This window comes from Rhodococcus sp. B10 (assembly GCF_011770055.1).
Lineage (GTDB): Bacteria > Actinomycetota > Actinomycetes > Mycobacteriales > Mycobacteriaceae > Rhodococcoides > Rhodococcoides kyotonensis_B.
In genome coordinates, this window is sequence record NZ_JAAFYV010000063.1 from 1 (window position 1) to 11050 (window position 11050).

The window sequence follows — 11050 nt, forward strand, 5'->3', positions numbered from 1 at the left end:
CACCCGCCCGGCCCGCGAATCAGCATGACCTCGCGTGTGGTGATGCCGCGAAACTTCGTCCGCATCGGCAACGAGAGAACAGCCGACTCGGCGAGCAGTTCGTCGATGGACGGGATCACGGTTGGCCCTTCAACAGCTGGACCATGAGAGCCTCGCAGTCGGCGAGGACCGTGCCCTCGCGGTCTTTCAGCACCGCGCTGATGAACGTCTTGCGACCTTCCACCTTGTCGACGCTGCCCTCGACGACGAGCTCGGTGTCGAGCGGCGTGATCTTTCTGTAGTTGATGTGCAGGTACGCAGTACGGCTGATCGGGCGGCCGTACGCATGCTGGATCATGCCGAACAGGTCGTCGAACAGCAGCGGGAGCGTCCCGCCGTGCGCAGCGCCGTTGCCGCCGAGGTGATAGCGCCGGAACATGCCACGGCTACGGACACCTTCGGCGTCGAACTTCTCGACGGTCCACGGCAGCATCAGCAGCGAGCCGCGTCCCGGCAGCGACAGGACGCGGCCTGCAGGCTGCTCGCCCTCCGGAACGGTGAACGGCTTCAACAGGTCGATCAGAGCTTCGACGCGTTCGGCGGCGTCCTCGGTCACCTCGGGCGTCGGCGCCGTGCTGACCGCCAGGTCCTGCAGCGTCCTGAGGGCGTCGACGAGTCTGCCGTACTCGGGCCCGACCTCTGCGGGGGTGTACCGAGGGAATCCGCCGTGGTGCTCGTAGTCGTTTTTACCTGCACTATCCGTCACCGCCTCACCGTATCTCTCCTCGAATCGCACAATTGTCAGGCGTACCGGTTCCGACGTCGGCAGGTGGCTCTATCGTGAACTGGGTGACCTTCAACCCTGCTCTGTGGCAACCCGTTCCCGGCTTCGAGGATCTCACCGACATCACGTACCACCGTCATGTCACCGACGACACGGTGCGCGTGGCGTTCGATCGGCCCGAGGTCAGGAACGCTTTTCGCCCGCACACCGTCGACGAGCTGTACCGGACGCTCGAGCACGCGCGCGTCAGCTCCGACGTCGGCACCGTGCTGCTCACCGGTAACGGTCCCGCACCCAAGGACGGCGTGTGGTCGTTCTGCTCGGGCGGGGATCAGCGCATCCGTGGACGCAGCGGCTACCAGTACGCGGAAGGCGACACTGCAGACACCGTCGACAAAGCACGGGCGGGCCGACTGCACATCCTCGAGGTCCAGCGCCTGATCCGATTCATGCCCAAGGTCGTCATCTGTCTCGTCAACGGGTGGGCCGCGGGCGGCGGACACAGCCTCCACGTCGTGTGCGATCTGACCCTCGCGAGCCGGGAACACGCGCGGTTCAAGCAGACCGACGCCGACGTCGGCAGCTTCGACGGCGGTTACGGCAGTGCGTATCTCGCGAAGATGGTGGGCCAGAAGTTCGCTCGCGAGATATTCTTCCTCGGCGAGGTGTACACGGCCGAGGAGATGCACACCATGGGCGCCGTCAACCGCGTCGTCGATCACGACGAACTCGAGAACGTGGCCATCGATTGGGCGAAGAAGATCAACTCGAAGTCGCCGCAGGCTCAGCGAATGCTCAAGTACGCGTTCAATCTTCAGGACGACGGGCTGGTCGGACAGCAGTTGTTCGCCGGTGAGGCGACGCGCCTGGCGTACATGACGGACGAAGCCGTCGAAGGCCGTGACTCGTTCCTGCAGAAGCGCGACCCGGACTGGTCGCCGTTCCCGCGCTACTTCTGAGCCCGGGCGCCGCATTGTCCCTCTCTCGTGACCCCCTCACACGCCGTCGGAGCGAACGCCCCGGCGGCGCGTGGGAGTCCGTGGTGGAGTGGTTCGTTCAGTCTCACGACTACGAATGGATGACCGAGTTCCAGAACACGCATCCGTCGGGGCGGATCGTCCGGGCCATCGTCGCGCTGTCGATGCTCAACATCAGCCTGATGGCGTTTCTCAGCTTGTTCGCCGAGGGCGGGCCGACGGGCACCGCCGCAACGGTGCTGACGCTGACACTGAGCACCGCCAACATCGTCATCGCCGCGATGTGGCTGCTGCTTCCGTTCCCCGGCAAGAAAGGCGTCGTCGCGTTCGCGCTGTACGCGGACCTCGGCGTCGCCGCCGAGCTCAGTGTCTTCGATTGGCACAACGCGTTGTTGGGGTGCGTCCTGTTCTCCGTCATCGGCGCGTTCGTGACGTTCTTCCTCAGCCCGCGCTGGGTCGTCGCGCACCTGGTGTTCGCGTCGGTGACGACGCTGACGTTCGCGACGGCGCTCTGGCTCCGCGGCGACGTCGATCCGATCACGCTGCTCGTGCAGACCAACGTCGTCCTTCTCGGCATCATGAGCGTGCCCGTCACGTCGCACATCTTCTTGACGACGTTGTCCGCCGACGCCCGCAGTTCGGTCCTCGACCCGCTGACCGGACTGCTCAACCGTCGCGGCCTCGACAACGGACTCGCGGTTCTGTGGGAGCAGGGACGACAGGAAGGTCGGTGCGCGGCGATCATCGTCGTCGACATCGACAGGTTCAAGTCCGTGAACGACGTCTACGGGCACGACGAGGGCGACGCCGTGATCTGCCGCGTCGCCGAACGCCTCACCGCGCACGTCGCGCGCTACGGCATTCTGGGACGCACCGGCGGTGAGGAGTATCTGGCGGCGGTCGTCACCTCCCGGTTGCACATCGACGCGCTGATCCACGGAATTCGGCGCGCGCTGCACGGCGAGAACGACGCGGTTCCGGTGACGGTCAGCGTGGGGGCCGCGATCCTGTACGCCGATTCCGACCTGTGGATCAACGGCGCGGACACCGTCGAAACCGCGTCGCGCGTGGCGGATTCGATGATGTACAAGGCGAAGGCCGCAGGCGGAAACCGCGTGGCGACGCAGTTGATCTGACCTGTGCACGCATCGGTTCACCGCGTGATGTCCGAATCCTGTGGTATCGATGTGTCGTGGAGATACTGAGCGGTCGAACCATCCTGCGTCCCGCCGACTACGACCGCACGCTCGCGTTCTACCGCGACGACCTCGGACTCGCCGTGCACCGCGAGTACGGCGCGGGGACGGTCTTCTTCGCGGGCCAGAGCCTCATCGAGGTCGCGGCCCACGGCGGTTCGTCGACGCCGAGCACGTTCGACGGTGCCCTGTGGCTCCAGGTTCGTGACATCGAGGCCGCGGCCGCCGAGCTGCGCGAGCGTGGCGTCGCGGTCGACCGGGATCCGAAGCAGGAATCGTGGGGTCTGATCGAGATGTGGCTGCGCGATCCCGACGGCGTTCCGATCGTTCTCGTCGAGATCCCGTCGGATCATCCGTTGCGACGCGACGTGCGCGGCGACTGACTACAGATTCAGCGAGCGCCGCACCGCGCTCGCCGACAGCGGCCTGGACCACAGAAAGCCTTGCGCCAGAGTGCATCCGAGGTCGAGCGCGATGTCTGCCTGCTCCCGCGTCTCGACGCCTTCGATGATCATCGACATCTCGAGATCCTGCGCGACGACCGACAACGCGCGCAGCAGCGCGCGGCCACGCTCGGTGTCGACGAACTTGGTGAGCTGGCCGTCGATCTTGATGCCGTCGGGCTCGAGCGTCACCAGGCGTTCGAGCGAGGACCATCCCGATCCGAAGTCGTCGAGCAGCACACGGAACCCGAGGGCATGCACGTCCTCGATGTGCCGGCGAATCAACGGGCCGTCGCTGACCGACGTCGTTTCCGTCAGCTCCAACGAGATCATGGACGGCGACACCGACGACGTGGCGACCGAGCTCTGCAGTTGCGCGACCGCGTCGGGGTGCTTGAGATGACGACCGGACAGGTTGACGCTCAGCCGCAGGTCGGGGCGCACGGTATGCCACTTCTCGGCTTCGTTCACCGCCTGCCGCATCACGGCGAGGTCGACGTCGATGATCAGCTCGGTGGATTCGGCGAACGGCACGAAGTCCGCAGGGGCGACGAGCCCTTTCGTGGGGTGATGCCAGCGCGCCAACGCCTCGAACCCCACGGTCTTCTCGGTGCGCATGTCGACGATGGGCTGGAACCACGGCACCATCTGTCCGGCGTCCAGCGCTCCGGTCAGGTCGTGGTCGTTGTCGAGTCGCGTCGGGCTCGATCCGACGCGTCGGTGCAGGTCGAGCTGTTCTTCGAGGATCGACGCGAACTGCTCCAGTTCCTGGAACTGCCCGTCGCTGAAGTCGCGCGGCATTCGGTCGAGCAGACACAGCGTTCCGATCACCAGGCCTTCGCGACCACGCAGCGGCACCGACGCGTATGCGGCGACGCCGACCTCGTCGAGGATGCCTCGCTGGCGAACCGTCGCGTCGATGCGGTTGCGCGCGACGACGGCCGGCTTCTCGGAGCGGACGACGTCGTCGCACAGGGTCGTCGACCGATCGACGGTCGACACGGGAGGGCCACCGATGTTCACGAGGGTGTACTGAGTGTTCTCGTCGAGAACGTTCAGCTGCGCGATCGCGAATCCGACGCTGCGCGCAGCCAGTTCCACGGTCGACCGCAGGGCGAGCGTCGTCGCTTCGAGGTCGAGGTATCGACGTGCCGAGTCGCTCTGACGTCGCGCCTGCGACCGTCGGTTCGGTTCGACGGCATCGTGTTCCACTGCGCCTCCCGATGACGGTCCCACCCGTCGGATGGGACAGGCAGCTGTCAGCTTAGCGGCGGCCTCCGATCAGAGAGCGGGAAGCCGAGTATGGAGGAGTCGGTGTCGGAGCACGGCCGCAGCCAGCCGCATCGCGTCCGACGACGGGGTGTCCGTCTCACGCGGCGACCCGAGCGTGACGAGGTCGACGAGGACGGCGTCGGCGTCCGGATCGGGATCGGTGGTCCATCCCTCCGCCCGCAGCAGTGCGGTGGTCAACATGGTGGTGCCGTGGGGCCACTGCCCACGGGCGACCTCGGCCACCATCACCTCGGCGGCTATGGCGTCGGGGTGGTAGTCGGTACCGATCAATCGACTGACGACGGTGGCCCACATCCGATCGGCGCTGATGCCGCGGGCACGCGTCGTCGGCACGAGCCGACGATGGTGTTTGCGGACGAGTCCGAGCCGCTGCAACAGGCGTCCGGACACATCCGACAGGTCGGCGTCGACGTCGACACCCTCCCCGACCTGAGCGAGCAGGCCTTCGAGCCGTCGGACACATCCGTAGGCAGGCTCACCGGCGTCGTGCAGCGGCTGGGCGAGATCCCGATACAGCTCGGCGCGCGGCGGACTGTATCGAGTCCAGAGCTCGAGACGGTGATCGAGCAGTTGCTCGAGGAGAACACCACCCGCACGCTCGGACCGCAGTACCGAGTCGGTGACGCCGCGCCGACGCGAGGCGAGGGTGGTGTCACGCAGAGGCGCGCCGCCGAGTCGCTTCGGGGCGAATTCGCCTGCGATCGTTGCGACTTCGAGCGTTTCGCCGATCAGGTCGACCATCGCCCGCTCGGGGCCGACGGGCGTTTCCTGCCACGTGACGAGTTCGGTGTTCTCCGCACCGATACCCGACCGCGCCACGGCGTCGGACAAGAGTTGCTGCCACGTTTCGTCGTCGGCATGCAGCAGTGTTCGGGTGCTCTCGCCGCGCGCGATGTCGGCGTAGCGGGCGTGACCGAGTCGATCGAGCAGGTCGGCGAGCGCCTGTGCGATCTCCCAGGCACGACCCGCGTCGTCGACCAGAACCCGCAGATGCAGCCACAGGAACGACTGCACCGAACTCTGCGTCGGACCTGCGGCGGGCGAGACGAGACGCAGGCCCTCCCAGCCGGTTCGAGCGTCGGCAGCCGTCGCGGGATCCACCGAATCCAGGTACGACAACGCGGCCGCGACGGCCTCGTCCACACCGTGCCCGCCGCTGGGTAACCCACCGCTGGGAGCGTCGTCGAAATCCATGCTTTCCACTGTTCCACAGCGGTCCGACAGTGTCGCTCGAGCCGACGCTCGTAGCCGAGTGATGGGGGTCGCACGCAAATCGGACATATAAGGCAAAAGAGTGAACGGAAGGTGAACGGGAGGGGTCCTGCAGAAACCCGAAAAGAACACTTCGAACGAAATTATCGTTTTCGGCGGGACCGGCCCCACAATTTTCTCGTGAGCGCAGAATTCCTCGTCCTTCTGGTGGTCGTCGTGACGGCTCTGGCCTTCGACTTCACCAACGGTTTCCACGACACCGCCAACGCCATGGCGACGTCGATCGCAACCGGGGCACTGAAGCCCAAGGTTGCGGTCACCCTGTCCGCCGTCCTGAATCTGGTCGGCGCTTTTCTTTCCGTAGAGGTCGCAGCCACGGTCGCGAAGGGCATCGTGAATCTGGGCGACACCGGAGGTCAGGCACTGCTGACCATCATCTTCGCCGGACTCGTCGGCGGCATTCTGTGGAACCTCGCGACCTGGCTGCTGGGCATTCCGTCCAGTTCGTCGCACGCTCTCTTCGGTGGACTGATCGGCGCCACCATCGCCGGCCTCGGCACCTCGGGTGTCGTCTGGGACGGCGTGTGGAGCAAGATCGTCCTCCCCGCAGTGCTCGCACCCGTCGTCGCAGGCCTCGTCGCCACCGTCGGTACGTGGGTCATCTACCGCATCACCAACGCCGTCCCCGAGAAGTCGAAGGAACGCGGATTCCGCTGGGGCCAGATCGGGTCGGCGTCGCTGGTCTCGCTCGCTCACGGCACCAACGACGCGCAGAAGACGATGGGCGTCATCTTCTTGGCCCTCGTCGCGTACGGCACCGTCACCCCCGACTCGGAGATGCCTCTCTGGGTGAAGGTCACCTGTGCTCTCGCGATCGCACTCGGCACCTACCTCGGTGGTTGGCGCGTCATCCGCACCCTCGGAAAGGGTCTCGTCGAGATCGCGTCGCCGCAGGGTATGGCAGCCGAATCCTCCTCGGCCGCGATCATTCTCACGTCGAGCCACCTCGGACTCCCGTTGTCGACGACGCAGGTCGCGACCGGCTCGATCCTCGGATCGGGACTCGGCAAGCCGGGCGCGGCAGTGCGCTGGGGCGTCGCCGGACGCATGGCCGTCGCCTGGGTCGTCACTCTGCCGTCGGCCGCCATCGTCGGCGCGATCTGCTGGTTCCTCGCCGACGTCATCGGCGGACTCCCCGGCATCCTCGTCGTCTTCGCGATCCTCGTCGCGCTGGCAGCCTTCATGTACATCCGCTCGCGCCGCCAGCCGATCGACCCGAACAACGTCAACGACGAGTGGGACGGCGGACTGGTTCCGGCCGACGCCAAGACGACCACAACGGTTTAGGACACACACAATGGAAACGCTCAAGCACACGATCGACTCGCTGTGGCAGGTCGTCCTCGTCGGACTTCTCCTCGGTGCGGGTTTGCCGGCCATCTTCGCCGTCGGGCTCAAAGCACTGTCCATCGGTGAAGCGCGCGACGACGGTTCGACGACCGCCACCGCTTCGTCGGGTCTTTCAGCAGGCTCCACCACTGCACGTCCGGTAGTCGCCACCGCGGCAGCAGCTCTCTGCTTCGCCGTCGTGATCGTCGCCATCGTCGCCGGAATTCTCTTCATCATGAAGGACTTCCTGGACAGCACCTTCGGCATCTCCGTCTTCTGATCAGAAGGACACCTTCCATGACCGAGACAAGCACGTTTCCCGGCTCCGTCCTGAACTGGCTTCGCGCCGGCTACCCGGAGGGAGTTCCGCCCAAGGATCGTTTCCCGCTCGTCGCGTTGCTGCGCAAGGCCGAACTGACCGATGCGCAGGTGCACGAGGTCGTTCTGTCCCTCGTCTCCCCCGTCAGCGGAGCGCTTCAGGACGGCGCGATCTCGAACGAGGAGATCAGCACGTACATCCGCGAGCTCGTCGACCACGAGCCCACCGCCGACGACATCACGCGTGTGTCGGCTCGGCTCGCCGCCGGTGGCTGGCCGCTCGCCGATCCCGCGTCGCTGAAGTAGATGGCAGTGCCTCAGTTCTTGGCCTCGATCCTCGGGTGGCTTCGCGTGGGCTATCCGGAGGGTGTGCCCGATTCGGATTACGTGCCGCTGTTCGCGCTCTTGGCACGTCGTCTGTCGGACGACGAGGTCCAGGCGGTGATGGACGCGCTCATCGCCGACGGTCAGATCCCAGCCGACAAGGCGGGCATCGCGGTGACGATCACGAAGGTGACCAACGAGATGCCGCGGGAAGAGGACATCGCCCGCGTCCGTGCCAACCTCGCCAAGGGTGGGTGGCCGCTTGCCGACCCGTTCACGATCGAGCCGCCGGAATAGGCTTGCAATGTGAACTTGCTCGAAGAATTGAAGATTCCCACCGGTGAAGCCGCGGCAGATCTCCTGCCGCGGCTTCGCTCGGTTCTGGACGGCAGCTCCCCTGCGGTCCTGCCCGTCCCCGCGGCCGACGAGCGGGAAACCGCCAGGCTGCGCGACGCCCTCGCGCCGGGCACCGAGATCTACGACGCGGCTGCGTTGGTGGTCGCCACCTCCGGGACGACGGGAACACCGAAGGGCGCGATGCTGTCGGCGTCGGCGCTGCGGGCCAGTGGAACAGCAACGTACGACCGGCTGGGTGGGCCCGGTTCGTGGTTGCTGGCGTTGCCCGCCCATCACATCGCCGGGATGCAGGTGCTGCTGCGTAGCGCTCTCGCCGGAACCGATCCGGTGATTCTCGACGTCGCGGCCGGCTTCGATCCGTCGTTGCTCCCGGGTGCCGTCGCGCGCATGTCCGGGCGTCGATACACGTCGCTGGTGCCGACGCAGTTGGTCAAGGTGCTCGACGATCCCGCGGCTACGGAGGCATTGGCGTCGTTCGACGCCGTCCTGCTCGGAGGTGCGGCCACGCCGGTTCCGTTGCGGGAGAGAGCATGTGCGGCCGGAATACGGTTGGTTCGTACGTACGGCATGAGTGAGACCGCGGGCGGCTGCGTCTACGACGGTGTGCCGCTGGACGGAGTGACCGTTCGCCTCGACGACGGCCGCGTCGTGCTCGGTGGCGCGACCGTGGCACTCGGGTATCGCGGCATGCCGGATCATCCCGCGTTCGCCGAGCCGGGATGGTTCCGCACCGACGACGCCGGCCTCCTGACCGACGGCGTGCTGTCGATCCAGGGCAGGCTCGACGAGGCCATCTCGACCGGCGGTCTGACGGTCGTGCCGCAGGTGGTCGAGGCAGCGCTGGTGACACACCCGTTGGTGCGTGAATGCGCGGTTCTCGGTCTGCCCGACGAGCGGCTGGGCCAGCGCGTCGTGGCTGCGGTCGTCGCGTCCGGGCCGTTGACACTGGAGTCGTTGCGCGAGCACGTGATTCGGACGCTCGATCCGACTGCCGCGCCGCGTGAGCTTTTCCTGGTCGACGCGTTGCCCGTGCGTGGGCCGGGGAAAGTGGACCGCGCGGGTCTGCGGAAACAGCTGCTGGACGACCCTCTCCACCGAGGCGCGTAACGCCGACGCCGCACGGCGACAACGATATTGGCGGGTCGCCGTCTGCTCAGAACGGTGCTGGGTCATCGGCGTCTACCCTTTCTTTTCCGGTGATGTCGACGTTCCAGGGGTCGGTGGGTTCATCGTGGGTGGTTGTCTCGCTGGCCTTCTCGGCCTGGCTGGTCTTTTCTGTCTCGCTGGTTTTGTCGGGCTCGACGGGCGGTGGGGCTGTCGATTTCGGTTCGTGTGATGTCTTTTCGCATGTGGGTCTGCGTTTGCGGGGTATGTGTGGTGTGAGTGTGTGGCCGGTGAGATCGGTTGCGCCGACGCTGTTTCCGGGGAGGGTGACGGCGGTGCTGCCAGAGTTCGATGTCCAGTGTTCTATGGCTCCGGCGAGCGTGGTGGTGTGCCAGGCGCCCATGGTTTTGAGGGAGTGGTGGTAGCGGCACAGGCAGTGCAGGTTGGTCAGGATCGTCCAGCCGCCGCGGGCGGGGTCGTGGTGGAGGTAGGGGATGATGTGGTCGAGTTCGCAGCTGGCTGCGGGGACGTCGCAGCCGGGGAATCGGCAGGTGCGGTCGCGGTGGCGGACCAGGTCGGCGAGCTGTGCGCGGGACTTGTACTGCAGCGCCCCGGCGGGTGGTTCGATGAATCCGCCGTGACCGTCGGGGTAGAGCGCTTGCGCGACAGCAGGGTTGGCGGCGATCGCTTTCTCGAGGGCGGCGATGAGTGTGTAGGAGCCGCGGTAGGGGCCGGTGTCGTTGGGGACGGTCTGTGCGCGAGCGGCGCCTGCAGCCGGTTTTGGTAGGTTCAGTCCGCGTCGGCGTCGCCCGCGTCCGAGTGGGTGGAACGTCAGATGATCGACGGGTATCGAGCCTCCGGTAGCTGCGGCGGCGTCCCTTTCGGATGCCGCGCACCCGTCATTTGAGGCCGCAGCCGTGTCTTCGGCCGCGTCGCAGTCGTTTTGGTCGCCCTGGTCGTCAGCCGCGTCGCCGTCGTTTTCCTCGACCCGGTCGTCAGCCGCGTCGCCGTCGTTTTCCTCGACCCGGTCGTCAGCCGCGTCGCCGTCGTTTTCCTCGACCCGGTCGTCGGTCTCGGCCGCCGTGTTTTCACTCTGGGCGGTCTCGGCGGTCTTGGCCGCTGTGTTTTCACTCTCGGTGGTCTCGGTCCCCGTGCTCTCGCCGTCGGCCTCGTTTTCGCCGCCTCCGCCGCTGCAGGTCTCGTCGCTAGCCTGACTCTGGTCGCCAGCCTCGCACGCGTCACTGTCGTTGCCCGCATCGCTGACTGCGCTCGCGTCTCTTACTTCGTCGTCGTTGTCGGCCGTGGTGTCGGCTGTGGTGGTGTTGTCGAGGGTGATGTGGAGTTCGTCGGCGATGTTTCTGGCTTCGGTGATGACGATCTGCCAGTCGCTGTTGGCGGCGAGTTCGCGGGCGTAGGCGGCGTCGATCAACCCGTGTCCGGCGAGGTAGGCGGGTAGATCGTTCAATGCGGCGAGGGTGGCGAGGTCGATGGTGATCGAGGTCAGTGGTACTCGCCGATCCGGCAGCACACGGTTGGCGGTGCAGGGGTGGTCTTCGTCGGCTTCGCAGGTGCAGGCGAGATGGGTTTCGCGTCGTATGCATGCGGTGTAGGCGGCGGCGAGGCGTTGGCTGCGGGTGCGGGGGTCGCGGGGGCATAGGGTGGCGGCCATTTCGG

At 66.5% G+C, this 11050-nt stretch carries 12 protein-coding genes and 1 pseudogene; 8 read left to right on the top strand and 5 right to left on the bottom strand.

Going from position 1 to position 11050, the window contains the following annotated elements; genetic code table 11:
* Positions 1-119 (bottom strand): annotated as a pseudogene (locus tag RhoFasB10_RS25330) (O-succinylbenzoate synthase); the annotation flags it as partial.
* Positions 116-745, bottom strand: coding sequence for a PaaI family thioesterase (locus RhoFasB10_RS25335; RefSeq protein ID WP_167679229.1), 630 nt, complete (start codon positions 743-745; stop codon positions 116-118). The pseudogene RhoFasB10_RS25330 and the gene RhoFasB10_RS25335, both read right to left, overlap by 4 nt.
* Positions 746-828: 83 nt before the next feature.
* Between RhoFasB10_RS25335 and RhoFasB10_RS25340 the strand changes: the two genes are divergently transcribed.
* The 3 genes from RhoFasB10_RS25340 to RhoFasB10_RS25350 all read left to right on the top strand — a co-directional run bounded on the left by RhoFasB10_RS25340 (position 829) and on the right by RhoFasB10_RS25350 (position 3319).
* Positions 829-1722 carry a 1,4-dihydroxy-2-naphthoyl-CoA synthase gene (locus RhoFasB10_RS25340; protein ID WP_167679230.1) on the top strand — a complete coding sequence of 298 codons (894 nt, stop codon included), beginning with the start codon at positions 829-831 and terminating at the stop codon, positions 1720-1722.
* A gap of 83 nt (positions 1723-1805) precedes the next feature.
* Positions 1806-2876 (top strand): GGDEF domain-containing protein, encoded by a 1071-nt coding sequence (locus tag RhoFasB10_RS25345; RefSeq protein WP_308115227.1) that lies wholly within the window; start codon positions 1806-1808, stop codon positions 2874-2876.
* A 56-nt stretch (positions 2877-2932) separates the two neighbouring features.
* A complete protein-coding gene (locus RhoFasB10_RS25350) occupies positions 2933-3319 on the top strand; it encodes a VOC family protein (protein ID WP_068429270.1) in 387 nt (128 codons plus the stop codon).
* Here the strand turns inward: RhoFasB10_RS25350 and RhoFasB10_RS25355 are convergent, their stop codons facing one another.
* Together RhoFasB10_RS25355 and RhoFasB10_RS25360 are read right to left on the bottom strand one after the other, a co-directional pair.
* Positions 3320-4591, bottom strand: a complete 1272-nt coding sequence (locus tag RhoFasB10_RS25355) for an EAL domain-containing protein (protein WP_167679234.1) — start codon at positions 4589-4591, stop codon at positions 3320-3322. It abuts the gene before it with no gap.
* 69 nt (positions 4592-4660) lie between these two features.
* Complete coding sequence (locus tag RhoFasB10_RS25360) at positions 4661-5866, bottom strand: hypothetical protein (RefSeq protein ID WP_167679236.1); 1206 nt, start codon at positions 5864-5866, stop codon at positions 4661-4663.
* Between the two features lie 198 nt (positions 5867-6064).
* Between RhoFasB10_RS25360 and RhoFasB10_RS25365 the strand changes: the two genes are divergently transcribed.
* From RhoFasB10_RS25365 to menE, 5 genes are read left to right on the top strand one after another with little or no spacing between them, the layout of a single operon-like run.
* The gene (locus tag RhoFasB10_RS25365) at positions 6065-7231 is read left to right on the top strand and encodes an inorganic phosphate transporter (protein WP_167679239.1); all 1167 of its coding nucleotides are present in this window, start codon (positions 6065-6067) and stop codon (positions 7229-7231) included.
* Positions 7232-7241: 10 nt separating this feature from the next.
* A complete protein-coding gene (locus RhoFasB10_RS25370) occupies positions 7242-7553 on the top strand; it encodes a hypothetical protein (RefSeq protein ID WP_167679241.1) in 312 nt (103 codons plus the stop codon).
* A gap of 17 nt (positions 7554-7570) precedes the next feature.
* Positions 7571-7897 carry a DUF3349 domain-containing protein gene (locus RhoFasB10_RS25375; protein WP_167679243.1) on the top strand — a complete coding sequence of 109 codons (327 nt, stop codon included), beginning with the start codon at positions 7571-7573 and terminating at the stop codon, positions 7895-7897.
* Positions 7898-8212 (top strand): DUF3349 domain-containing protein, encoded by a 315-nt coding sequence (locus tag RhoFasB10_RS25380; protein WP_114328202.1) that lies wholly within the window; start codon positions 7898-7900, stop codon positions 8210-8212.
* Between the two features lie 9 nt (positions 8213-8221).
* On the top strand, positions 8222-9379 hold the full coding sequence (gene menE, locus RhoFasB10_RS25385; RefSeq protein WP_167679245.1) for an o-succinylbenzoate--CoA ligase: 1158 nt from the start codon (positions 8222-8224) through the stop codon (positions 9377-9379).
* A gap of 46 nt (positions 9380-9425) precedes the next feature.
* Here the strand turns inward: menE and RhoFasB10_RS26175 are convergent.
* A partial coding sequence (locus tag RhoFasB10_RS26175; protein WP_206031366.1) for an HNH endonuclease signature motif containing protein occupies positions 9426-11050 on the bottom strand: 1625 nt, incomplete at its 5' end.